The sequence below is a fragment of the Mesorhizobium sp. BR1-1-4 genome (assembly GCF_020165375.1).
Classification (GTDB): Bacteria; Pseudomonadota; Alphaproteobacteria; order Rhizobiales; family Rhizobiaceae; genus Mesorhizobium; species Mesorhizobium australicum.
Genome location: NZ_JAIUIB010000011.1, coordinates 120,318 through 142,105 on the forward strand (window position 1 = coordinate 120,318; position 21,788 = coordinate 142,105).

Consider the following 21,788-nt stretch of genomic DNA (forward strand, 5'->3'; position numbering starts at 1 on the left):
GGATGAGCAGAGCTTTTACCCGCGAAGAAGACAGCGAAAACGCGATCGCCGGTGTTGGCGAGCGGCCGATCAGCACGCACCGGAACCTGGTGACGGAGCGCGGCCTGGCGCAGATCGACGACAATCTGGCCGATCTGCACGATATCATGGCGAAAGCGGAGCGGAAAGCCGACCGCGAGCGCATCGCGGTCGTGTCGCGCGATCTGCGCTACTGGACCGCGCGACGCGAGAGTGCCGAGCTTTCCGTGCCGGAGCCCGGCAGCGATGTCGTCCGCTTCGGCATGGGTGTCACGCTGCAAAGTGACGACGGCAGGAAGGTGCACTGGAAGATTGTCGGCGAGGATGAAGCCGATCCGGCCAAGGGCAGCATCTCGCACGTCTCGCCTATGGCGGTCGCGCTGTTCGGCAAGAAGGTTGGCGACGTGGCCAGCGTCAACGGCAAGGAGTGGGAGATCGTCAAGCTCTCGGAGAGTTAGTCTTCAAGCTTGACGACATGGTCGCGGAAGAATGCGGCCGCACCCGCTTCGTCGATCTCGCCGGCAGCGACCATCATCACCAATTGGATGACCTCCTCCTGTTCGGCTTCGATGCTTAATCCGTTGAAATAGAGAAACAAGTCGGCCGCAGCGAAAGCCGTGCGCTTGTTCCCATCGACGAACGGATGGTTCTTTGCGATGCCGAAGAGATAGGCGGCAGCGAGTTCGCTCAGATCCGGCTCGCCATATGCTTCTTTCTGTTGCGGACGTGCGAGCGCCGATTCCAACAGGCCTTCATCGCGGATGCCCGACGCGCCGCCGTGAAGACGCAACTGCTCGGCATGCATCGCCTCCACGAACTCTCGCGAATGATGTGCCGTCATTTTGCGAGCGCGCGGTAGGCAACCTCGTATTTCCTCATCCGCTCGCGCGCTATCTTCATCTTGCGCTCGAATTCTTCGGCAGAATCTTCCAATCGGCGCAAGCGAAGCTCTTGACCTTCCTGGACGACGACCACGTTGTCGCCTGTCTTGAGATTCAATCGATCGAGAAGCTCTTTCGGCAGAATCAGGCCGTCCGAATTACCGATCTTGCGAATTGTGGTGTTCATGATGAAACATCCTGTTGCAACGCTAATTATAACGCGGTGCGCCGGGCGTTGCAACAGATATTATAACAGATTCGTCACGACGATAGCAGCCGATCCAGCAGCCGCTCCGCCGCTTCCGGAATGACCGTGCCCGGCGGGAAGATTTCCGCCGCGCCGGCTTGCAGCACCGCATCATAGTCCTGCGGCGGGATGACGCCGCCGGCCACGATCAGCATGTCGCCGCGGCCGAGCTTCTTCAGCGTGTCGCGCAATTCTGGGATCAGCGTCAGGTGACCCGCTGCCAGCGATGAGGCGCCGATGATGTGGACGTCATTCTGGACAGCCAGTTTCGCGATCTCTTCCGGCGTTTGGAACATGGCGCCGACGGTAACGTCGAAGCCGAGATCGGCGAAGGCCGTGGCGATCACTTTCTGCCCGCGGTCGTGGCCGTCCTGTCCCATCTTGGCCACGAGGATGCGCGGCTTGCCGCCGTTTTTCTTTTCGAAGGCACCGAGCTTGTCCTGCAGGCGGTCGATCACCGGACTGTCGCCAAGCGCCTTGCGGTAGACACCGGAAATGGTCTGCACCGTGGCCACATGGCGGCCATAGGCTCTTTCCAGGGCGAACGAGATTTCGCCGACAGTGGCATTGGCGCGCGCGGCGCGGATGGCGAACTCCAGGAGGTTGTCCTCGCTCTGTGCGGCACGGGTCAGCGCATCGAGCGCGCTTTCGACGGCGGCGACGTCACGCGTGCCTTTCAGCCGTTGCAGCTTCGAGAGTTGCCGGGCCCTGACCTCGGCATTGTCGATCTTCAGCACGTCGACCTCGATATCGGTTCCGGGGCGATGCGCATTGACGCCGACCAGCATCTGCTCGCCGGAATCGATGCGCGCCTGCGTACGGGCCGCTGCTTCCTCGATGCGCAGCTTGGGTATGCCCTTTTCGATCGCCGCCGCCATGCCGCCGAGAGCCTCGACCTCCTCGATATGGGCGAGCGCACGCGCCGCCAGATCGTGTGTCAGCCGTTCGAGATAGGCCGAACCGCCCCACGGATCGATGATGCGCGTGGTACCGGATTCCTTCTGCAGGACGAGTTGCGTGTTGCGGGCGATGCGCGCCGAATGGTCGGTCGGCAGCGCCATTGCTTCGTCGAAGGAGTTGGTGTGCAGCGACTGGGTATGCCCCTGGGTCGCGGCCATCGCCTCGATCATGGTGCGGATGATGTTGTTGTAGGGATCCTGTGCCGTCAGCGACCAGCCGGAGGTCTGGCAATGGGTGCGCAGGGACAGCGACCGCTCGTCCTTTGGCGCGAAGTTCTGTTTCATCAGCGTCGCCCACAACAGGCGTGCGGCCCTGAGCTTGGCCACTTCCATGAAGAAATTCATGCCGATTGCCCAGAAGAACGACAGGCGCGGCGCGAAACGGTCGATGTCGAGCCCCGCCGCGACGCCGGCGCGGGCATATTCGATCCCGTCGGCGATCGTATAGGCGAGCTCCAGGTCGGCGGTCGCGCCGGCCTCCTGCATGTGATAGCCGGAGATCGATATCGAGTTGAACTTCGGCATGTTCTTCGAGGTGTAGGAGAAGATGTCCGAGACGATCCGCATCGAGGGCTTCGGCGGATAGATGTAGGTGTTGCGGACCATGAACTCCTTCAGAATGTCGTTCTGAATGGTCCCGGCCAAATCCTTCTGCGCGACGCCTTGCTCTTCCGCCGCCACGATGTAGAGCGCCATGATCGGCAGCACCGCGCCGTTCATCGTCATCGACACGGTCATCTCGCCGAGCGGAATGCCGTCGAACAATTGCCGCATGTCGAGGATGGAATCGATAGCCACACCCGCCATGCCGACATCGCCGGCGACGCGCGGATGGTCTGAGTCATAGCCGCGGTGCGTGGCGAGATCGAAGGCAACCGAAAGGCCTTTCTGGCCGGCGGCAAGGTTGCGCCGGTAGAAGGCGTTGGATTCTTCGGCGGTCGAAAAACCGGCATATTGCCGGATGGTCCAGGGTTGCTGGACATACATGGTCGGGTAGGGGCCGCGCACGAAGGGCGGCAGGCCCGGATAGGTGTCGAGATGCGACAATCCCTTGAGGTCGCCCTGACTGTACAGCTGCTTGACGACAAGGCCTTCCGGCGTTGTTCGCTGTCCCTTGACCTCGACAGGCGCGCGGCGCGGCGGCACCCAGCCGATCTGACTGAAATCCGGAATCAAGAAGCGGCCCCGATGGATTGATCGATGCGGACCGGAGACAACGCTTCGCACAGGACGACGCCCTCGGTGAAGGCAGGTCGCTTCTCTGCGTCCAGCGTCTCGACCGGACGCTCGCTTTTCAACGGATAAAGCGTGGCGCCGACAATGGCCCGCTCGCCTGACTTGAAGGCAATGGCGCGATGGGCGGCGGAGTTGCGGACACGCTGCTGGATATGTCCGTCCCGAAGGCTGGACAGCACGCCACCCTCAGCCTCGATGGCCTGTAATTCCGCCCACGCGGCTTCGCAAAGGTCTGAGGTCAGCGCTTCGACGGCGCCGGAGCCATGGGCGGGATCGGCGACATGATCGACATGGCTTTCATTGGCCATGATCAGCTGCGCGTTGCGCGCGACGCGGCGGGCAAAGGCGGCCGGCAGGCCGTGCGCGATCGTATGCGGCAGGATTGAGATCGAATCGGCGCCTCCCGCCGCCGCGGCGAAGCAGCCGATGGTCGTGCGCAGGATGTTGGTTTCGGGATCCGATGCCGTCATCATGCGAAATGATGTCTCGGCATGGATGTTGGCCGTGGAATTGGGGATCGAGCAGGCCTCCTGCACCCGTGCCCACAGCCTGCGCAGGGCTCGCACCTTGGCCATCGACAGGAACTGGTCCTGGTCGACGCTGAGCGCGAAGCCGATATGAGGCGCGGCATAGACGAGCGGCTGCCGCGCCTTCTCGAACATTCGCAGATACGAGACCGCCGAGGCCAGCATGATGCCGAGTTCCTGCGCTTCCGTGGCGCCGGCATTGTGGAAGACGCGACCGTCTGCCTCCAGAAGCACACCCGGAACGCCCATCGAGAAGAAATGCGCCAGCGATTGCGGCATGGATTCCTGCAGCGCCTCGATCGACATGCGCAGCCGGCCGGTGCCGGCGAGAATAGCAGCCGGATCGATGCCGAAGGAAAGGTTGAGCTTTGCCGGATCGGAGCGGCGCTTGCTCAGGAACGCCACCAGCCAGTCGGCCATGGGGCGGCTCCAGGGGTGGGTGTCGATACGGATCTGGACCCGGTTGAGGGGCACGCCCTCCAGCACCGTCTCGAGCGCCTGCGCCGTCCTCGGCAGGCCGTAGCCAAACGCGTTCGGGGCGCCCTCGAAGACGAGCGACAACCCCGTCGCGCCCTGGGCGACATCTTCCAGGGCCTGCCTCTTGGCGCGTTCGACATCGGGGTCGTCGACGCGCTGGCTGACGATCCACGGCGATTGAGGATTGGCGCGCACGATCGGTTCCGTTCCGGTCGCGCGTTCATAGAGCGGCTCGACGCGGATATTGTCGTCGGTATGCGAGACCAGCTGTTCCTCGAAGGAGGCGCCGGCCAACGCTTTTCCCGCCAGGGTCAGCCATCGCTGACGCTCCGCATTCGTTGGCTCAACATCCCTGGTCAAGGCTCCGGCGCCCATTCATCGTCCTCGTTCTATGTGGCCGCACCAGCCCGGGCAGCCTAATCTACGGTCCCCGGTCAGTTATCGCAATGCACGCCCAGGGCTTGAATTCGACCACCTGATATTCGATCCACCTGATATAGGTCGCTTGCGTGGACGGACCATGGACGATTGCCAAACACCATCGAAATCCGCAAGTTCCAAAATCCGATTTTGGCGATTGGTCCGATTTGGACGATAGCCCTGATTGAACGATTGGTCCTGCCTTGGACAATTGTCATTGTCGCTGTGCGGCAGCCTCACTATACCATCGGGCAAAGGCTGGCTTTAGACACATCAGTTTTGCGGAGACCCGACCTATGGCTGACGACACCAGTATTTTTATCGGCGCCAGCCGCAAGCCCGACGACAGCTATCAGCGCGCCGAAAACCTGCTGCTGCAATACGGAAATCGCCATGGCCTGGTGACCGGCGCCACCGGTACGGGCAAGACCGTCACCTTGCAGATCCTGGCCGAGGGATTTTCCAACGCCGGCGTTCCGGTCTTCTGCGCCGACATCAAGGGCGACCTTTCCGGTATCGCCATGATAGGCACCGCCCAGGATTTCCTGGTCAAGCGGGCAGAACAGGTCAAGCTCGACCCTTACGACTTCCAGGAATTTCCCGTCATCTTCTGGGATCTGTTCGGCGAGCAGGGCCACCCCATCCGCGCCACCATTTCGGAAATGGGCCCGCTGCTCCTGTCGCGGCTGATGAACCTGACCGACGCGCAGGAAGGCATCATGAACATTGCCTTCCGCATTGCCGATGAAGAGGGCCTTCTTCTCCTCGACCTCAAGGACCTGCAGGCGCTGCTCGCCAACATCGCGGAGCGCGCCGAGGAAATCAGCGCCCGTTATGGCAACGTCACCAAGCCGTCGGTGGGGGCGATTCAGCGCACGCTGCTGGTACTTGAGCAGCAGGGCGCGGCGAACTTCTTCGGCGAGCCGGCTTTGCGCATTGCCGACATCATGCGCACCACCCGCGATGGTCGCGGCGCCATCAGCGTGCTGGCCGCCGACAAGCTGATGATGAATCCGCGCCTCTACGCGACGTTCCTGCTCTGGCTGATGTCGGAGCTGTTCGAGGAACTGCCGGAGGTTGGCGACCCCGACAAGCCGAAGCTGGTGTTCTTCTTCGACGAGGCGCACCTCTTGTTCGACGAGGCGCCGAAGGTGCTGATCGACCGGGTCGAGCAGGTGGTCCGCCTGATCCGCTCGAAAGGCGTCGGCGTCTATTTCGTCACGCAAAACCCCTTGGATATCCCCGAAAAGGTCCTGGCCCAGCTCGGCAACCGCGTGCAGCACGCGCTGCGCGCCTACACGCCCCGCGAGCAGCAGGCGGTGAGGACGGCGGCCGAAACCTTCCGGCCCAATCCGGATTTCGACTGCGCCACCGCCATCACCCAGCTCGCCACCGGCGAGGCCTTGGTCTCTACCCTGGAGGCCAAGGGCATTCCGTCCATGGTCCAGCGCACGTTGATCCGTCCGCCGTCATCGCGGCTTGGACCCATCACCCCTGCCGAGCGGCAGAAGCTGATCGGGGAAAGCCCGGTCACCGGCCAGTATGACCAGGTTGTCGATCGCGAATCGGCCTTCGAAATGCTGCAGAAGAAGGCAAAGCAGGCGCAGGACGCCGAGGCGCAAGCGCAGCAGACCGGCACCGGCGGCTCGCGCTGGACCATTCCAGGCTTCGGCAATGACGATCCCGCGCCGCAGTCCGGTGGCCGGCGCGCGCCTGCGCCGCGCCCCTCCAATCGCCAGACGGTGGCCGAGGCCGCGATCAAGTCGGTGGTGCGCTCGGTCGGCTCGTCGGTCGGACGTGCCATTGTGCGCGGGATTCTGGGTAGTTTGTCGCGGGGACGGTAGATCAGGGCAGCGGCAACGCTGCTGCCCCCTGAACTCAGAAGCCCCCTGAAACTCAGAAGCCCCGTGAAACTCAGAAGATCGCGTTCGTGACCGCTTTGACTGGGCCGAGCAGCACCGATCCATCCGGCACGCCGGCATCGATCGGGATCGCCTTGTGGTTGGCCGTCGCCACCATCGGCTGGCGAGCGTCGCTGGTCACGATGACCGGCGTCTTCGAGGGCACGCGGTCATAAAGGTCGATGATGTCCTGGTTCATCAGGCGCACGCAGCCCGACGACACCGATTTGCCGATCGAGCGCCATTCCGGCGAGCCGTGCAGGCGATAGAGCGTGTCCACATTGCCCTGGAAGAGATAGAGCGCACGTGCGCCGAGCGGGTTCTTTAGGCCGCCGGGCATGCCGCCATTGTCGGCGCTGTACTGCTTCAATTCCGGCTGGCGGGCGATCATCTCATCCGGCGGCGTCCACTTCGGCCATTTCTGCTTCCACTGGACGACAGCGTCGCCCGACCATTCGAAGCCGGCGCGGCCAAGGCCGACACCATAGCGAATGGCCTGGCCGCCAGGGCGAACCAGATAGAGGAAATGGCCTGTCGTATCGACGACGATGGTCCCCGGCTTCTGCCCGGTCGGGTCGGGTACGATCTGGCGCAGGAACTGCGGATCGATCCTGTCGACGGGGATGGCCGGCAGATCGAAACCGCCATCGTTGACCGCAGCGTACATCGACGCATAGTCGGCGAGCGGAGGCTCGACATACGTTGGTGGCGGCGGCGGCTCGACTGGTCCCGGTCCGGTGGTGGCGCATGCGGAAACCGCGATCGAGGCGGCGCCCAGGGCTGCGGCGTTGAGGAAGCCGCGACGGCTCAGGCGATAGGATTCGATTTCGGTTATGGACATGGCTGCCTTCTTTAAGACTCAAATCGCAACAAAGCGTCAACACGCGACGTTCGCTGCGGGTGCCTGACAACACCTGAGGCGATAGGCGGTTCCGATTCTGGCTCGAACGTGGACAAACAAAGGCGAAGCTGTGACTGCGCCGCCACTGTGGCGCTGGGGCCACAGGTCAGTTAGGCACCGGATACGAGTGCCTCCAACGATGGCAGGATCAGGGCCGGTGGCAAGTCCTGGTATTCCTCCGGCTGGTTGGAGCGGTTGATCCAGACCGTGCGGAAGCCGAATTTGGTGGCGCCCGCAATGTCCCAGCGATTGGAGGACTGGAAGGAGACCGCGCCGGGATAGAGGCGCCATCCGGTGGCGACCATGTCGTAGACAACAGGATCGGTCTTGAAGCGACGCACCGCATCGACCGAATAGATGTCGTCCAGGACCTGGTCGAGTGCCGCCGACTTGACCGCTGCCTGCAGCATTTCGGGCGAACCGTTGGAGAGGATCGCCAGCCTGGCGCCCGAAGCCTTGAGCGCTTTCAGCACGGCCGGCACTTCGGGATAACAGTCCAGCCGCCAGTAGGCTTCCAGAAGTTTCGCCTTGAGGCTCGGATCGGCCGAAGGGACCTTGCGCAAGGCGAAGTCCAGCGCCTGTTCGGTCAGCTGCCAGAAATCGGCATAGGCGCCCATCAGCGTGCGAACCCAGGAATACTCGAGCTGTTTGGCGCGCCAGATTTCGGACAGGAGTTGGCCGTCCGGGCCGATCGCGTCCGCATGGCGGCGCACGGCGGCGTGCACGTCGAACAGCGTGCCATAGGCGTCGAACACGTAGGCGGCGTATTGCATGGCAACAGTTTTGAGGCGAGGCGGGACAAGGTGCAAGCCTTGATTGCAGCGCACCCGTCGCTGGCCTCAACAAAACTCCCCGATGCTGGTTGACGGCGGCGGTCAAAGCATCATCCAATGTTGTCACACAAGATTGACCGGAACGGGAAAACGCGATGACACTGGCGGCGGCGGCGCAATCCGCGACATGGACTTTCGTCGATGGCGATTGGTACGAAGGCAATGTCGCCATTCTGGGGCCGCGCAGCCATGCCATGTGGCTCGGCACCAGCGTGTTCGACGGGGCGCGCTGGTTCGAAGGCGTGGCGCCCGATCTCGAACTCCATGCCGCACGCGTCAATGCCTCGGCGATCGCGCTTGGGCTGGCGCCGAACATGACGCCCGAGCAGATCGTCGGGCTGACCTGGGACGGGTTGAAGAAATTCGACGGCAAGACGGCGGTCTACATCAGGCCGATGTACTGGGCCGAGCATGGCGGCTACATGGGCGTGCCGGCCGATCCCGCCTCGACCCGTTTCTGCCTCTGCCTCTATGAATCGCCGATGATCTCACCGACCGGCTTTTCGGTGACCGTGTCGCCATTCCGGCGCCCGACCGTCGAAACCATGCCGACCAACGCCAAGGCCGGCTGCCTCTATCCCAACAACGGCCGCGCCATCCTCGAGGCCAAGGCGCGCGGCTTCGACAACGCGCTTGTGCTCGACATGCTGGGCAATGTCGCGGAGACCGGTAGCTCGAACATCTTCCTGGTCAAGGACGGCCATGTGCTGACGCCGGCGCCGAACGGAACCTTCCTGTCCGGCATTACCCGCGCGCGCACGATGACGCTGCTTGGCGCCTATGGGTTCACGACGACTGAAAAGACGCTGTCGGTGCGGGATTTCCTCGAAGCGGACGAAATCTTCTCGACCGGCAACCACTCCAAGGTGGTGCCGGTCACCCGCATGGAGGGCCGTGATATGCAACCCGGCCCGGTGGCCAAGAAGGCACGTGAACTCTATTGGGAGTGGGCGCATTCGACCTCGGCTGGCTGAGATAGCCCGCCTTTTTGTCTGCGCGCGGCTGGTCACAGGAAAAGCGTGTGACAGTTCCCGGGAACCCGCTTAGAAAGGGAACCGGCGCTTCACTTCCGGAGTTGCTCCAGCTCAATCCCGACCTATCTTACTCCGGTATCCACACCGGATTTTCCACGAGGGAGTACTACCCATGGCTTTCGAATTGCCCGCTCTGCCCTACGACTATGAGGCCCTGCAGCCCTATATGTCCAAAGAGACGCTGGAGTATCACCACGACAAGCATCACAAGGCCTATGTCGACAACGGCAACAAGCTCGCCGCCGAAGCCGGCCTTGGCGATCTTTCGGTCGAAGAGGTGGTCAAGCAATCGTTCGGCAAGAATGCCGGTCTCTTCAACAATGCTGCCCAGCACTACAATCACATCCATTTCTGGAAATGGATGAAGAAGGGCGGCGGCGGCAACAAGCTCCCTGGCGCGCTGCAGAAGGCTTTCGACAGCGATCTCGGCGGTTACGACAAGTTCAAGGCTGATTTCATTGCCGCCGGCACAACGCAGTTCGGTTCGGGCTGGGCCTGGGTTTCGGTCAAGGACGGCAAGCTGGCGATATCGAAGACGCCGAACGGCGAGAACCCGCTGGTTCATGGCGCATCGCCGATCCTCGGCGTCGACGTCTGGGAGCACTCCTACTACATCGATTATCGCAACGCCCGGCCGAAATACCTCGAGGCCTTCGTAGATAGCCTGATCAACTGGGATCACGTGCTTGAACTCTACGAAAAGGCGAATGCCTGATCAATCTTCCGAAAGGCCCGGCACTCCCGGGCCTTTTCTTTTCGTCTCGAACCCCACGGCTAGGGTCATGCAATTTCATGCGGGAGAATGGGAATATTCCACCTCCCGCATCCGTTAACGTCCTGTCCTGAAATGCCTTCACCACGGAGCCAAATGAATGAGAAAGCTTGTCATCGCCATCTCCATGCTCGCACTCGCCGCATCGGCGGCCTTTGCCGATCCGATCCTCGATCGGCAGGCTCTGATGAAGGAACGCGGAAAGATCGTCGGCGGCCTGTCGAAAGTGGTCAAGGGCGAGGAGCCCTTTGATGCCGCCGCGGTGCTGACGCAGTTGCAGGCACTGCAGGCAAATGCCGAGAAGTTCGACGTAGAGGCCTTGTTCCCGAAGGGCACCGACACCGGCGACACCACGGCGGCGCCAAAAATCTGGGAAGACATGGCCGGCTTCAAGGCGACCGAGGACAAGTATCTCGCCGATGTCAAGGCTGCGGTCGCGGCGGCTCCGGCCGACGTCGATGCGCTGAAGACGCAGATCGGCACCATCGGCTCGGACTGTGGTACCTGCCACCAGGGCTACAGGGTCAAAAAGGGCTGATCGCCAGCCATGGCATGGCTGAAGAAGCTCGTCGGCGCGGCCCTCGTCCTGGGCGTCGCCGGCGCGTCGGCGGGGTGGCTGCTGTCGGCACCGGTCACGCTTGATGCGGCGACCCTGGCGCAACTCGGCCCAGGCGATGTTGCCCGGGGCAAGCGCATCTTCTATGCCGGCGGCTGCACCTCCTGCCATGCCAAGCCCGGGTCGCAGGGCGATGCACGGCTTCAGCTCATAGGCGGGCTCGAACTCAAGACGCCATTCGGCACCTTTGTTCCGCCCAATATTTCGCAAGATCCCAAGGACGGCATCGGCGCATGGTCGGTCGGGGATCTCGCTAACGCCATGCTGAAAGGTGTGTCGCCTTCGGGCGAGCATTTCTATCCGGCATTCCCCTATGCCTCCTATGCTCGCATGAAACCGTCAGATGTCGCCGACCTCTACGCTTTCTTGAAGACGCTTCCTGCCGTCGCCGGCAAGGCGCCCGGCAATTCGCTGGCGTTCCCGTTCAGCATCCGGCGCGGCATTGGCCTGTGGAAGCGGCTCTATCTCAGTGACAAGCCTGTCGTGCCCCTGCCTGATGGCGCGCCAGACCCCGTGATGGCGGGCCGCTACCTGGTCGAAGGACCGGGCCATTGCGGCGAATGCCATACGCCGCGCGACCTCGCTGGCGGAACCAGGAAAAGCGAATGGCTGGCCGGTGCGGTGGCCGCCGAGGGCTCGGGCGTCGTGCCGAACATCACTTCGGGCGAGGGAGGTATCGGCAGCTGGTCCGCGTCCGACATCGCAAACTACCTCGAAACCGGATTCACGCCGGATTTCGATTCCGTCGGCGGCGCCATGGTCGATGTGCAGCGCAACATGGCCGAGCTGACGGCGGACGACCGTGTGGCGATTGCTGCCTATCTGAAGGCGGTGCCGCCGCATCCCAACGGCTATCCGGCGCGCAAGAAAAGTACGAACTAATCCTCGGACTGCAGGTGGCGATCGCCGAGGAAATCGAAGCCCGTTTCGAAGAAAAGGTTGTAGTTGCAGGTCATCTCCTCGCCAGGCGCGATGTCGCGCAAGGCGTAGGTCTCCTCGGGCGACGAGACATCGCAATTCGGCTCGTCGTCATGGTTCATGTAGCGGGCATCGTCGGCTTCGAAGACGATATAGGCGGGATCGCGACGGTCGGGGTAGGAATAGCGGTCGAGGTAGTTCTTCACCGGCCCGGTTTCGCTCTCATAGGTCTCGACGTCGATGATCCGATCGAACCGGGGGTCGAGCTTCCAGACCAGCGTGCCCTTGGCAATATGGTTCTTGGCAAACACACCGATGCCCTGGATCGGCGATTTGTCGAGATAGACGTCGACGAGCAGCATAATGGACCCTTGTGCAAGTGCGGACTTCGTGCCCGGGAAAACCGTGCCTTGGGTAGCGCGCGACCGTCGCAATTGCGAGCGGAAATGAGCCGCGCGGAATTCAAAAAGTGATGATCATCAGGCCTGCCAGCGGACGTGGGTCGCCTGGCCTCAGCGCTCTTGCAAGGCGAGGCGGACACCCAGGGCGCAGTAGATGCCGCCGACAACCTTGCCTTGCCATTTCAGCACTGTCGGATTTCGGCGCAGGAAACTGCCGAGCCGCCCTGCGCTCACGGCAAACACGACCGTGCTGAAAAGCCCCAGCATGACGAAGATGATCCCCAAGACGGCCAATTGAACCATCACTGATCCGTTTTCGGGCCGCACGAACTGAGGCAGGAACGCCAGGAAGAAAAGCGCGGTCTTGGGGTTGAGCACCTCGGTCAGGACAGCCTGTCGAAACGCCTTGCCGGCGGAGCTTGCAAGCGCGCCGGCGGTCGGATCGGTTGGCGTTTTCTCGATGATGGCCCGAATGCCGAGGTAAACGAGGTAGGCCGCGCCGATATACTTTACGATGCTGAACAGCGTCGCCGATGTGGCGATGATCGCCGAGATCCCAACCATCGCCATGGCGGTATGAAACACATCGCCGGCCGCGATCCCGCCGCCTGTGGCGATTCCGACTCTCGTCCCCGAACTCGTTGCGCGGGCGATCGTCAACAATGTGGCCGGGCCAGGAATGAAGACAAAGCCGAGCACAACCGCGATGTAAGCTATCGCTGTGGCCAGATCGATCATCGCGGCGTTCCTCCGTGAGCTATGCCTTGTCCGTCACCTTCAGCGTGAAGGCATAAGTATAGGCGATCTCCTCCAGGCGTGAAAACCGGCCGGAGGCGCCGGCATGGCCGGAATCCATGTTGATCCTGAACAGTACCGGATTGTCGCCGCTCTTGCGGTCGCGCAGCCGCGCAACCCATTTGGCCGGCTCCCAATAGGTGACGCGCGGATCGGTGAGACCGGCGAGCGCCAGGATCGGCGGATAGTCGAGCGCGGCGACATTGTCGTATGGCGAATAGGCGGCGATCGTCAGGTAATCGTCGGCCGACGCGATCGGATTGCCCCATTCTGGCCATTCTGGCGGGGTCAGCGGCAGCGTTGAGTCGAGCATGGTGGTGAGTACATCGACGAAGGGAACCTCGGCCACGATGCCGCCGAAGCAATCCGGCGCCATGTTGGCGATGGCGCCCATCAGCATACCGCCGGCCGAGCCGCCTTGCGCGACGATTCGGTCATGCGCGGTATAGCGCTCGGCAACGAGGTGGCGGGCGCAGGCGATGAAATCGGTGAAGGTGTTCATCTTGTGCGCCCGCTTGCCGTCGTCGTACCAGCCATATCCCTTGTCCTTGCCGCCGCGCACGTGGGCGATGGCAAACACGAACCCACGGTCCACCAGCGAGAACGAGTTGGTGTTGAAGGCGGCCGGCACGGTGATACCGTAGGAGCCGTAACCGTAGAGCAGGCATGGCGCGGAGCCATCCAGCGGCGTGTCGCGGTGATGCAGAAGCGAGATCGGCACCAGTTCGCCATCGGCCGCCGGCGCCATCAGCCGCCTCGTGACGTAGAGGTGCGGATCGTGGCCGGACGGCACTTCCTGGGTCTTGAGCAGCACACGCTCACGAGTGCGCATATTGTAGTCGAACATCTGCGACGGTGTCGTCATCGAAGAGTAGGAAAAACGCATCATCTCGGTGTCGTATTCCAGAGACCCTGAAAGGCCGAGCGAGAAGGCTTCCTCGTCGAAGGAAATCAGATGCTCTTCGCCGCTGGCCCGATCCCGCACGACGATGCGCGGCAGGCCTTCCTTGCGCTCGAGCCGCACCATGTGGTCCTTGAAGCCGATCACCGACAGGATCAGCCGGCCCGGTTCATGCGGCACCAGTTCCTGCCAGTTGACGCGGACCGGGTCGCTCGCCGGCGCCGTCATGATCTTGAAGTCCTTGGCACCGTCCGCGTTGGTCAGGACGAAGAAGATATCGCCGCCTTCCTCAAGTTCATATTGAAGGCCGGTCTCGCGCGCCGAAACCAGCTTCGGCTTGGCAAATGGATCGCTGGCGCTCAACAGGCGGTATTCCGAAGTCTCGTGATCGTTGATGCCGATCATGATCCATTGGTTGTTGCGAGTCCCGTCGACGTTCATGAAGAAGCCGGGGTCGGTTTCCTCGTAGATCAGCCGGTCGTTTTCAGGGGCCTGCCCCAGTGCGTGGAACAGCACCTTCGACGGCCGGTGGTTTGGGTCGAGACGTGTATAGAAGAACCCGTCATTGCCCGCGTCCCAGACCCCCGAACCGCCGGTGGCCTGTATCTGGTCCGCCAGTTCCTTGCCGTCGGCAAGGTCGCGCACACGCAGCGTGTAGAATTCCGAACCCTTGTCGTCGAACGCCCATAGCAACTTGCTATGATCGGCCGAATGATCGACGCCGCCAAGCCGGAAATAGGCCTTGCCCTCGGCCTCGGCGTCGCCGTCGAGCAGGATCTGCTCGGGTCCGCCGCCGCGCGGCGTTCGGAAATAGCGCGGCTGCTCGCCGCCGAGCTTGAAGGAAGAGCCGTAGGCATAAGGCCCGTCCTTCATGGGAACGGAAGAATCATCTTCCTTGATGCGGCCCTTCATTTCCTTGAAAAGCTGCTTTTGCAGATCTGACGTGTCGGCCATCAGCGTCGACTGATAGGCATTCTCGGCTTCGAGTTCGGCGCGGATCCCAGGATCGAGCAAGGAAGGATCCCTGAACATTTCTTGCCAGTTATCCGCTCGCAGCCAGGCATATTCATCGGTTCGCGTGATGCCGTGATGCGTGTCCGAGACGGGCCTTTTCTCGGGGGCAGGGGCGCTGGCGATTGGAAATCGGGAAGTCCTGGTCATTGCGTCTCGCTCTGGAAATATCTTGAATGACGAATGAACACGCCGATCAGGGCAGGTTCAAGAGCTGTGGCGTAGAGTTGGTGTCGGCCCATGCGACGGCCGGGGGAGAGAAGATGACTATTCGGTCTCGTATTGCTGCGGCTTTCGCCGTCGCTTCGCTAAGTCTGGTCTTTGCCGGCCAGTCTCATGCGACCGTATTTTCGGCTTGGCAAGTGGCCAATGTGCCGTTCGGCGACACGCTCAATGTGCGCAAATATCCGTCGGGAACATCCCAGAAGCAGGTCGCATACCCGAACGGGACCGTCCTGCAGATGACCGGACGATGCACCGGCGGCATAAACCTGCTCGATATCGCCAATCAACCGGCATGGAAACAGCAGCAGACGGTTCGCTATCGCTGGTGCGAAATCTGGCATGACCCGGCCAAGAACGGCACCTTCGTGACCGGCTGGGCCTATGGCGGATATATCATCCCGTATTGAACGACCATCGATTTTGGCCCCGACGGGTTCGGCCGGCGGGCATGTCGCCTGGTTGCCTGCCCGACAGAGAGGAGCGGCAACCTGTGGTTTTGAGGACAGATGCGAACAACCAAGTTTGCCGAAGCGACGGCAAAGCAAACGAGAGCATTGAAACCTGATTTGTGAGTTATCGCGAATGTAACGGTGAACTGACGTTACGTCAGGCTTTATCGGTTTGGCGGGCGAAATATCGAAAAATTACATGATGCACGAAAGATTGAAGCTGATCGCGGAATAGTTGATCAAGATTCATAAATATAATGCGCGCAACGAATTGACTTACTTGACCTGCGGCCGCATTGATGTCCCCGTGACACGAATCGCGGCAGCTCTATCTGCGCAAATTCGTGCAATGCCCTGCCTGTAAAAGGGGCACAGACCGACGTAACTCTTGTTGGGGCCTGAAGACCATGGATATTGTCGAAACACCTTCCAGAAACAATGATGCGCTGATCGAGCTCACCGCCGATGTGGTGGCTGCCTATGTCAGCAACAATCCGGTGCCGGTCGGCGAACTGCCGAACCTGATATCCGATGTCCATGCCGCCCTCGGGCGTGTGGGCGGAACCGTCGAACAGGCGCCTGCCGACAAGCAGAAGCCGGCTGTCAACCCGAAGCGTTCGGTTCATGACGACTACATTGTCTGTCTTGAAGACGGCAAGAAGTTCAAGTCGCTCAAGCGTCACCTGATGACCCACTACGATCTGACGCCCGATCAGTATCGTGAAAAGTGGAACCTGGACCCAAGCTATCCGATGGTTGCCCCGAATTATGCGGCGGCCCGCTCGCAGCTTGCCAAGAAGATGGGCCTCGGCCGCAAGCGCAAGGCGGCGCGGTAGTCGCTGCTTGCCAGATTGGATTGAAATCAAACGGCGCCTCGGCGCCGTTTTGATTTCAGGGGTGGGCGGAAGATCGACAGGTCGGTCAGGCAGTCTGGGCGAGCGCCATCTCGGCGTCGCGTTTGATGCGCTTGACCATCGAGCGAAGGCCGTTGGCACGCTGGGGCGACAGGTGCTCGTCGAGGCCGAGTGCCTTCAGCGTCGCTTCCGCATCGATTTTCTGGATTTCGCTGGCCGTCTTTCCGGAAAACAGCGCCAGCATGATCGCAACCAGTCCGCGCACGATATGGGCGTCCGAATCGCCGGTGAAGGTGATGACGGGGTCGGCGCCCGGACCCCGTTCGGTGGTCAGCCAGACCTGGCTGACGCAACCTGGCACCTTGTTGGTGGCGTTGCGCTCCGCATCGGGAAAGGGCGGCAGCGCTTCGCCGAGTTCGATGACGTAACGATAACGATCCTCCCATTCGTCAAGGAACGAGAAGTCGTCGCGGATCGTCTGGATCGTGGTCGTCATGACCCGGATATAGTCACGCGGCGGCGCCGCGTCACGGAAAAAACAAGGACACCGCGGGCGTCGAGAGGGCAGACTGCCCGCGGTGCGCCGTCGAGACGGCTTAATTGTTTATCGGCAGGTTGACCGTTTCAGGCAGGACGACTTCCGGCACGCTGCCCGTCATTGTCGAGGTGTCGGGGCCGGCGGACTTGTCGTCCAGCATGGCCGCCGCGATCTTGGCGGTTTCCTTGGCGCGTGCGGTGATGGTGTGCATCGCCGACTTGCCCGTCTCGCAGACATCGGGCTTGCGTTCGCAGATACCGGCAATGTCGCCGACGGCGTCTCGCGCCGCGAACAGGGCCTGGATCGGCCCGACGCTTTCCTGGCCCGTTTCATCGGATCCGACACCTAGCGGCAGCGCCAGCAGCACCAGTGAAAACCAGAAAGCCATTCTTATCAGGAAGAACATGCCTTGCCTCTCGTCGTGACCGGATCATGCATCATATGGCATGACCTCTTTTATGGGCAGGATGTTGGCACACAGGCACGAAGGACGGCTTGCACGATCGCCGAGAATTTTCCTCAAATTTTAAGCAAATTCGAAACGAAGCGTTTTGCTGTCGATTTGTTTCATTTCGAGACGATTCTTCTCACCATTCGATAACCATCTATCCCGTTGAATGAATTGTGTCTTCGAGGAAATAAAGCGGCTTCGACGACTTGGCCGGCGGTCCGACGACAGGACCCGGGGGATAACCCTCCGTTTACTATGGCTGCATTTGACCCGGTTTTCGGCCGCCGTCATCCCGATATTTGCCGCAGGGCGGGCCTTGGTCGGCCCTGCCTTATCCATTCCTTAAACGCTGGGTGCGAGTTTCAAAGCCAACCAACACAATCTGCAAAAGCAGAGCTGTTCACGACGAGTGCGAGTGCGTTGAATTGATGCCGATCGAGGCCAGATACGCTGAATTGCCTGGTGCAATAGCGGCCGGTTGTGAGCGCATGGTTCATCCCAGCGTTCTCGAACGGAGCGACCGCGAGCGCCAGCGCCGTTTCATCGGCGTGATGCTGGCCGCGCCATTTTTTGCAGCGGGTGCCGCGGTCACGCTGGTTACATCGGGGATGGGCGCCGCGGTGACCATGGCCGCCATTTTCGCGGCCTTCGGCCTGTGCTGGTTCGTCGCCCTGCTGGTAGCCGCTACCGGCAAGATGGCTGCCGCGGGGCCGATCGCCCTGGCGATGGCGGCGCTTGCCCTTGCCGGTCTCATCGGTGCCGCCGGCGGATTGAGTTCACCTGTCGCCATGCTTACCCTGGCGCTGCCATTCGAAGCCTGGTGGATCGGCGCGTCACGGCGTGCGGCATTGTGGGGGGGCGCGACAGCCGTCATCGCCATCGCCCTTCAGTCCTTGTCGGCCGCCTTCCTTCCATTGGCGGATGCGCACATCGCCGCCTGGCATTGGCTGGTGCCATTGGCCTGGGCGCTGGCCCTCATCCCGCGGATATCGGCTTTTCGCGGCACCGCCGGCGCGGCCGATACGCTCGATGCCGGTGATCGACTGGAAGACATCATCGACGCGGTGGTCTTGCGGGTCGCCCGCCATGGCGAAGTCGTGGATGCATCCGCCAAGTCGCGTACGCTTCTGAAATTGCCGCCTGAGCTGTTGTCCGGAACGGGCCTCTTCGATCGGGTCCACCTGTCGGATCGTGTCTCCTATCTCAGCGCCCTGGCCGACATGCGTGACGGCGCACGGTCGCGCCGCCTCGACTTGCGCATCAGGCTGCCCCAGAGTGGCAACGGCGCCCACAATGGAAATGGCTTTGTGGCCGACAATTACCAGCCATTCGCGCTCGAACTGGTGCGTAGCGAGAAACAAGGCGACGTCTTCACGCTTGTCCTGCGCCAGAATGACGAGACCGCGCGGCTGCGCGAAGAACTGGCGCAAGCCAATGAGACGGCCGCCGCCGCCGAAGTGGCCAAGGGCCGGTTCCTGGCAGTCGTGAGCCATGAACTGCGCACGCCGTTGAACGCCATCATCGGTTTCTCCGACATGCTGCTGCACGAGATGTTCGGCGCCTTCAAAGATCCGCGCCAGAAGGAATATGTCGGTCTGGTGCGGGATTCGGGCCAGCATCTGCTGGCAGTCGTGACATCCATACTCGACGTGTCGAGGATCGAATCGGGCGTCTACGCCACCGAGCCGGAGCCGTTCCGGTTCGTAGAAGCCGTAGACATGTGCCAGTCGATGATGCGGCTGCAGGCGCAGGCCAAGAATATCGACCTGCAGACGCAGATCGCCCCTGACGCCGGCGATATCAATGCCGATCGCCGCGCCGTACAGCAGATGCTCATCAACCTCGTTTCCAACGCGATCAAGTTCACCCCCGACGGCGGCGATGTCGTCGTCGGCGCCAAGCGGATCGGCTCACGTCTGCATTTCTGGGTGAGGGACACCGGTATCGGCATCGCCGAGGAGGATTTCGCCAATCTCGGCAAACCCTTCACGCAGATCCAGAACGACTATACCCGCCGTTTCGAGGGCACGGGTCTCGGCCTTTCCCTGGTGAAGGGGCTGGTGGCCTTGCATGAAGGGACCATGTCGATCGAAAGCATGCCGGGCGAGGGCACCACGGTGACCATCAGCCTGCCGGTCGGCGGGCCGAAGGGGCGCCCCGCCAACCCGACCGGAGTGCTGACAATGCCGGTGACGAGGGCGAAAGGGGACGGAAATGGCTCGCTCCGCAAAACAGGCTAAGGCGGTCAAACGCCGCGGCAATGCCTTTCAGGACGGCGCCATCGCCGTCGGCGGCATGATTTCGCGCAATCCCGTCCTGGTGGGAGGATCGACCGCATTCCTGGTGACGCTGTTCTACGTCTCGGCGAATGCGCTATGGTATCAGCCTTTCCCGCACGCCGGGGCGTTTTTCGCCACACGCAATTTCCAGGGCTTTCCGCACGCCGCCGCCGACGAGCCCGAGACGACAATCAACATCGTGCGGTCCAATGCCGCGCCCGCCCCGATCAAGGGCGACCCGGTGGTCGAGCAGGTGCAAGGCATATTGAAGGACCTCGATTTCTATTCCGGCACCGTCGACGGCATTTCCGGCCCCAACACGCGCAAGGCCATACAGGCCTATCAACAGAAGGTCGGGCTGAACGCCTCGGGCGAGATCGACGCACTGCTCCTGGATCAACTGGGTGCAACGCCGAAGACGGCTGCCGTGCCGAAACCGCAACCTCGTCCTGACATGCCGCCGGCCGCCGTTCCCGTGTCCTTGCAGACCAACGAGGCACAGGCGAATGCCACTTTGCAGGGGCCTGACCCCCGCATCGTCAAGATCCAGGCCGGGCTGAAGGCCTTCGGCAATGACGACATGCAACTGGATGGCGTCGTCGGCGCACGCACCAAGGCGGCGATCAAGGAATTCCAGTCGCTGTTCGGCTTGCCGCAGACCGGCGAGCCCGACGAGATCGTCTACGTCAAGATGCGCGAGATCGGCCTCACCAACTGACGGCAGAAAACGACGGCTCGCCCTCCACGGGAAATTTCGGTAGAGAGCCCGCATGTCGTCGGGAGTCTTCCATGCGCGTAACGGCTGATCTGTGGGTCTCGGCCCTGTTGCGCCGGGTTTTCGGCGCGGGCGGATTTGCCGCCGTGGTCAATCGCGGTGCGACGGAGGCCGGGGCCGTGTTCATCCTGGCGCGGGGCAGGCTGGGTGAAACGGCTCTCTACGGGCCGGCACCGCAGACAAGCTACGATTCGGCCAAGCCCGAAGACCGGTTTTTCAGCCTTCTCGCCGCCGGCAACGATGCCGCCGTGCTGGATGCGAGACTGGAGCGCGAGAAAAAATTCGATCCCGACATCTGGGTGGTCGAGATCGAGGCCGGGAGCGTTCCCGTCGAGGAGCTTATTTCCGTGAAGACGCCCTGAGGCCGGGGGCGTCGGCTTCGTCGCTGTTGGAGGCCCTGCGGCTGTCGCCGTTTGCCGGTGGCTTGCCGCGAACCGTCTTGGACAGCGTTTCGGCCTTCCACTCCCGCACCTTATCCAGGGCCGCGTCGCGAGGCAGCAGGCGGTAGCGGTCGAGATAGGCGCGGATGGCCTGGGGATGCGGAAACAGGCCGGGATAGACGGCGACCGTAATCAGGAATGCCCGGTCCTCGCTGAAGTCGAGCGAGCGCAGCGCCCCAAGCAGCGGCGCATAGTTCTGGTGGGCGGTCAGCGATTGCGCAATCGAAAAATCAATGTCGAGGGCGTCCGCCAGCGCGGTGTGGAAGAACGCGGCGTTTCCGGTCAGTGCCGTCTCGCGCAGTTTGACAAAGGTGTCCGCACCGGGAAACGCATCGACCTTCGCCGCCAAGGCTTGGTCGCCGGTGCGCATCATGGAGCGCAGCTTGCGCCGCGCGCTCTCGGCGGCAACGCCGGGTGTCTGCTGAGTTTCCGCGCTGTCCGCCGTCGTTTGCGCCTTTACGACAAGGCTCTGCGCCGGGGCTGCTTCCGGATCCCGCGTCCGCACCAGGCTCGGCCTTTCGAGCGCCCTGATCAGATCGGCGATGGTCGGGTTCAGGTCCTTGCGCCGCGCTATGGCGCGCGCATGCGGCAGCCCATGCCGGCCAATCAGCGCGATCAGGTCGATGTCGCTGACGGCGCGCGAGCGGATGAGCAGTGGAGCGGCAATGTCGACCGGTTCCTCGCAGAGGCGCCGCACCAGGGCCGCGGGTGCGTATTCGCATTCGGAAAGGGCGGCTGCCACGTAGCGCCGCGATTCGACGGATACATCATCGAACAGAGGCAGCGTCAGGTCTTCGAGTTGGCCGATCTCCCGGCGCGACGGTCGCGTCAGCGAGCAGAACGCGGAAACGGCGGCGCGGAACAGCCTTTCGGCTTTTCCCGATTGCGTCCTTATCGCGATTTGCCTGAAATCCGAAGATGACACGAAG

Annotated in this window: 23 protein-coding genes; 11 read left to right on the forward strand and 12 right to left on the reverse strand. The window is 62.2% G+C overall.

The features are described 5' to 3' along the window. Nucleotides 1-2: 2 nt before the first annotated feature. Nucleotides 3-476 carry a transcription elongation factor GreA gene (greA, locus tag LB571_RS23160; protein WP_224598271.1) on the forward strand — a complete coding sequence of 158 codons (474 nt, stop codon included), beginning with the start codon at nucleotides 3-5 and terminating at the stop codon, nucleotides 474-476. On the opposite strand, the gene LB571_RS23165 is transcribed toward greA, so the two are convergent. From LB571_RS23165 to LB571_RS23180, 4 genes are all read right to left on the reverse strand, one after another. After that, complete coding sequence (locus LB571_RS23165; RefSeq protein ID WP_140618597.1) at nucleotides 473-859, reverse strand: type II toxin-antitoxin system death-on-curing family toxin; 387 nt, start codon at nucleotides 857-859, stop codon at nucleotides 473-475. The genes greA and LB571_RS23165 overlap by 4 nt on opposite strands. Continuing rightward, nucleotides 856-1,086, reverse strand: coding sequence for an AbrB/MazE/SpoVT family DNA-binding domain-containing protein (locus tag LB571_RS23170; RefSeq protein WP_224598274.1), 231 nt, complete (start codon nucleotides 1,084-1,086; stop codon nucleotides 856-858). Before LB571_RS23170 ends, LB571_RS23165 begins: the two co-directional genes overlap by 4 nt. Before the next feature lie 74 nt (nucleotides 1,087-1,160). After that, nucleotides 1,161-3,281 (reverse strand): methylmalonyl-CoA mutase, encoded by a 2,121-nt coding sequence (scpA, locus tag LB571_RS23175; RefSeq protein WP_224598277.1) that lies wholly within the window; start codon nucleotides 3,279-3,281, stop codon nucleotides 1,161-1,163. Next, on the reverse strand, nucleotides 3,278-4,720 hold the full coding sequence (locus LB571_RS23180) for a methylmalonyl-CoA mutase subunit beta (RefSeq protein ID WP_224598280.1): 1,443 nt from the start codon (nucleotides 4,718-4,720) through the stop codon (nucleotides 3,278-3,280). Before LB571_RS23180 ends, scpA begins: the two co-directional genes overlap by 4 nt. A gap of 341 nt (nucleotides 4,721-5,061) precedes the next feature. Between LB571_RS23180 and LB571_RS23185 the strand changes: the two genes are divergently transcribed. Next, nucleotides 5,062-6,609 (forward strand): helicase HerA-like C-terminal domain-containing protein, encoded by a 1,548-nt coding sequence (locus tag LB571_RS23185; RefSeq protein ID WP_140788196.1) that lies wholly within the window; start codon nucleotides 5,062-5,064, stop codon nucleotides 6,607-6,609. 70 nt (nucleotides 6,610-6,679) lie between these two features. Here the strand turns inward: LB571_RS23185 and LB571_RS23190 are convergent, their stop codons facing one another. After that, the gene (locus tag LB571_RS23190) at nucleotides 6,680-7,507 is read right to left on the reverse strand and encodes a L,D-transpeptidase (RefSeq protein ID WP_015318657.1); all 828 of its coding nucleotides are present in this window, start codon (nucleotides 7,505-7,507) and stop codon (nucleotides 6,680-6,682) included. A 170-nt stretch (nucleotides 7,508-7,677) separates the two neighbouring features. Next, nucleotides 7,678-8,340 carry a haloacid dehalogenase type II gene (locus LB571_RS23195; protein WP_140618589.1) on the reverse strand — a complete coding sequence of 221 codons (663 nt, stop codon included), beginning with the start codon at nucleotides 8,338-8,340 and terminating at the stop codon, nucleotides 7,678-7,680. A 155-nt stretch (nucleotides 8,341-8,495) separates the two neighbouring features. On the opposite strand from LB571_RS23195, the gene LB571_RS23200 reads away from it, so the two are divergent. The 4 genes from LB571_RS23200 to LB571_RS23215 all read left to right on the forward strand — a co-directional run bounded on the left by LB571_RS23200 (nucleotide 8,496) and on the right by LB571_RS23215 (nucleotide 11,704). Beyond that, entirely contained in the window at nucleotides 8,496-9,374 is an 879-nt protein-coding gene (locus LB571_RS23200; RefSeq protein WP_224598283.1) for a branched-chain amino acid aminotransferase, read from the forward strand. 172 nt (nucleotides 9,375-9,546) lie between these two features. Beyond that, the gene (locus tag LB571_RS23205) at nucleotides 9,547-10,149 is read left to right on the forward strand and encodes a superoxide dismutase (RefSeq protein ID WP_015318654.1); all 603 of its coding nucleotides are present in this window, start codon (nucleotides 9,547-9,549) and stop codon (nucleotides 10,147-10,149) included. 157 nt (nucleotides 10,150-10,306) lie between these two features. Continuing rightward, nucleotides 10,307-10,744: a c-type cytochrome gene (locus LB571_RS23210; protein WP_015318653.1), complete on the forward strand. Its 438-nt coding sequence runs from the start codon at nucleotides 10,307-10,309 to the stop codon at nucleotides 10,742-10,744. A 9-nt stretch (nucleotides 10,745-10,753) separates the two neighbouring features. Continuing rightward, the gene (locus LB571_RS23215) at nucleotides 10,754-11,704 is read left to right on the forward strand and encodes a cytochrome c (protein WP_224598285.1); all 951 of its coding nucleotides are present in this window, start codon (nucleotides 10,754-10,756) and stop codon (nucleotides 11,702-11,704) included. Here the strand turns inward: LB571_RS23215 and LB571_RS23220 are convergent. From LB571_RS23220 to LB571_RS23230, 3 genes are all read right to left on the reverse strand, one after another. Next, a complete protein-coding gene (locus LB571_RS23220; protein WP_015318651.1) occupies nucleotides 11,701-12,102 on the reverse strand; it encodes an SET domain-containing protein in 402 nt (133 codons plus the stop codon). The two genes, LB571_RS23215 and LB571_RS23220, sit on opposite strands and share 4 nt — an antisense overlap. A 150-nt stretch (nucleotides 12,103-12,252) precedes the next feature. After that, nucleotides 12,253-12,879: a LysE family translocator gene (locus tag LB571_RS23225; RefSeq protein ID WP_224598288.1), complete on the reverse strand. Its 627-nt coding sequence runs from the start codon at nucleotides 12,877-12,879 to the stop codon at nucleotides 12,253-12,255. A 19-nt stretch (nucleotides 12,880-12,898) separates the two neighbouring features. Next, a complete protein-coding gene (locus LB571_RS23230; protein WP_224598292.1) occupies nucleotides 12,899-14,998 on the reverse strand; it encodes a S9 family peptidase in 2,100 nt (699 codons plus the stop codon). A 113-nt stretch (nucleotides 14,999-15,111) separates the two neighbouring features. Between LB571_RS23230 and LB571_RS23235 the strand changes: the two genes are divergently transcribed. Both LB571_RS23235 and LB571_RS23240 read left to right on the forward strand, forming a co-directional pair. Then, the gene (locus tag LB571_RS23235) at nucleotides 15,112-15,480 is read left to right on the forward strand and encodes an SH3 domain-containing protein (protein ID WP_224598444.1); all 369 of its coding nucleotides are present in this window, start codon (nucleotides 15,112-15,114) and stop codon (nucleotides 15,478-15,480) included. A 449-nt stretch (nucleotides 15,481-15,929) separates the two neighbouring features. Continuing rightward, on the forward strand, nucleotides 15,930-16,358 hold the full coding sequence (locus LB571_RS23240; RefSeq protein ID WP_015318648.1) for a MucR family transcriptional regulator: 429 nt from the start codon (nucleotides 15,930-15,932) through the stop codon (nucleotides 16,356-16,358). An 85-nt stretch (nucleotides 16,359-16,443) separates the two neighbouring features. On the opposite strand, the gene LB571_RS23245 is transcribed toward LB571_RS23240, so the two are convergent. Together LB571_RS23245 and LB571_RS23250 are read right to left on the reverse strand one after the other, a co-directional pair. Beyond that, complete coding sequence (locus LB571_RS23245; protein ID WP_015318647.1) at nucleotides 16,444-16,872, reverse strand: SufE family protein; 429 nt, start codon at nucleotides 16,870-16,872, stop codon at nucleotides 16,444-16,446. A gap of 100 nt (nucleotides 16,873-16,972) precedes the next feature. Then, nucleotides 16,973-17,320: a DUF5330 domain-containing protein gene (locus LB571_RS23250; RefSeq protein WP_015318646.1), complete on the reverse strand. Its 348-nt coding sequence runs from the start codon at nucleotides 17,318-17,320 to the stop codon at nucleotides 16,973-16,975. A gap of 533 nt (nucleotides 17,321-17,853) precedes the next feature. Here LB571_RS23250 and LB571_RS23255 point away from each other — a divergent pair. From LB571_RS23255 to LB571_RS23265, 3 genes are all read left to right on the forward strand, one after another. Beyond that, on the forward strand, nucleotides 17,854-19,605 hold the full coding sequence (locus tag LB571_RS23255) for a sensor histidine kinase (protein ID WP_140618575.1): 1,752 nt from the start codon (nucleotides 17,854-17,856) through the stop codon (nucleotides 19,603-19,605). Then, nucleotides 19,580-20,362 carry a peptidoglycan-binding protein gene (locus LB571_RS23260; protein ID WP_224598294.1) on the forward strand — a complete coding sequence of 261 codons (783 nt, stop codon included), beginning with the start codon at nucleotides 19,580-19,582 and terminating at the stop codon, nucleotides 20,360-20,362. The genes LB571_RS23255 and LB571_RS23260 overlap by 26 nt, the downstream gene beginning before the upstream one ends. A gap of 71 nt (nucleotides 20,363-20,433) precedes the next feature. Next, nucleotides 20,434-20,781, forward strand: coding sequence for a DUF1491 family protein (locus LB571_RS23265; RefSeq protein ID WP_224525857.1), 348 nt, complete (start codon nucleotides 20,434-20,436; stop codon nucleotides 20,779-20,781). On the opposite strand, the gene LB571_RS23270 is transcribed toward LB571_RS23265, so the two are convergent. After that, entirely contained in the window at nucleotides 20,759-21,784 is a 1,026-nt protein-coding gene (locus tag LB571_RS23270; protein ID WP_224598296.1) for a hypothetical protein, read from the reverse strand. The two genes, LB571_RS23265 and LB571_RS23270, sit on opposite strands and share 23 nt — an antisense overlap. Between the last annotated feature and the right edge of the window lie 4 nt (nucleotides 21,785-21,788).

What these genes read in the sequence shown, in the direction of transcription:
- greA (WP_224598271.1), top strand. Translation starts at nt 3, where the DNA reads ATGAGCAGAGCTTTTACCCGCGAAGAAGACAGCGAAAACGCGATCGCC.
- LB571_RS23165 (WP_140618597.1), bottom strand. Translation starts at nt 859, where the DNA reads ATGACGGCACATCATTCGCGAGAGTTCGTGGAGGCGATGCATGCCGAG.
- LB571_RS23170 (WP_224598274.1), bottom strand. Translation starts at nt 1,086, where the DNA reads ATGAACACCACAATTCGCAAGATCGGTAATTCGGACGGCCTGATTCTG.
- LB571_RS23180 (WP_224598280.1), bottom strand. Translation starts at nt 4,720, where the DNA reads ATGGGCGCCGGAGCCTTGACCAGGGATGTTGAGCCAACGAATGCGGAG.
- LB571_RS23185 (WP_140788196.1), top strand. Translation starts at nt 5,062, where the DNA reads ATGGCTGACGACACCAGTATTTTTATCGGCGCCAGCCGCAAGCCCGAC.
- LB571_RS23190 (WP_015318657.1), bottom strand. Translation starts at nt 7,507, where the DNA reads ATGTCCATAACCGAAATCGAATCCTATCGCCTGAGCCGTCGCGGCTTC.
- LB571_RS23195 (WP_140618589.1), bottom strand. Translation starts at nt 8,340, where the DNA reads ATGCAATACGCCGCCTACGTGTTCGACGCCTATGGCACGCTGTTCGAC.
- LB571_RS23200 (WP_224598283.1), top strand. Translation starts at nt 8,496, where the DNA reads ATGACACTGGCGGCGGCGGCGCAATCCGCGACATGGACTTTCGTCGAT.
- LB571_RS23205 (WP_015318654.1), top strand. Translation starts at nt 9,547, where the DNA reads ATGGCTTTCGAATTGCCCGCTCTGCCCTACGACTATGAGGCCCTGCAG.
- LB571_RS23210 (WP_015318653.1), top strand. Translation starts at nt 10,307, where the DNA reads ATGAGAAAGCTTGTCATCGCCATCTCCATGCTCGCACTCGCCGCATCG.
- LB571_RS23215 (WP_224598285.1), top strand. Translation starts at nt 10,754, where the DNA reads ATGGCATGGCTGAAGAAGCTCGTCGGCGCGGCCCTCGTCCTGGGCGTC.
- LB571_RS23220 (WP_015318651.1), bottom strand. Translation starts at nt 12,102, where the DNA reads ATGCTGCTCGTCGACGTCTATCTCGACAAATCGCCGATCCAGGGCATC.
- LB571_RS23225 (WP_224598288.1), bottom strand. Translation starts at nt 12,879, where the DNA reads ATGATCGATCTGGCCACAGCGATAGCTTACATCGCGGTTGTGCTCGGC.
- LB571_RS23230 (WP_224598292.1), bottom strand. Translation starts at nt 14,998, where the DNA reads ATGACCAGGACTTCCCGATTTCCAATCGCCAGCGCCCCTGCCCCCGAG.
- LB571_RS23235 (WP_224598444.1), top strand. Translation starts at nt 15,112, where the DNA reads ATGACTATTCGGTCTCGTATTGCTGCGGCTTTCGCCGTCGCTTCGCTA.
- LB571_RS23240 (WP_015318648.1), top strand. Translation starts at nt 15,930, where the DNA reads ATGGATATTGTCGAAACACCTTCCAGAAACAATGATGCGCTGATCGAG.
- LB571_RS23245 (WP_015318647.1), bottom strand. Translation starts at nt 16,872, where the DNA reads ATGACGACCACGATCCAGACGATCCGCGACGACTTCTCGTTCCTTGAC.
- LB571_RS23250 (WP_015318646.1), bottom strand. Translation starts at nt 17,320, where the DNA reads ATGTTCTTCCTGATAAGAATGGCTTTCTGGTTTTCACTGGTGCTGCTG.
- LB571_RS23255 (WP_140618575.1), top strand. Translation starts at nt 17,854, where the DNA reads ATGGTTCATCCCAGCGTTCTCGAACGGAGCGACCGCGAGCGCCAGCGC.
- LB571_RS23260 (WP_224598294.1), top strand. Translation starts at nt 19,580, where the DNA reads ATGGCTCGCTCCGCAAAACAGGCTAAGGCGGTCAAACGCCGCGGCAAT.
- LB571_RS23265 (WP_224525857.1), top strand. Translation starts at nt 20,434, where the DNA reads ATGCGCGTAACGGCTGATCTGTGGGTCTCGGCCCTGTTGCGCCGGGTT.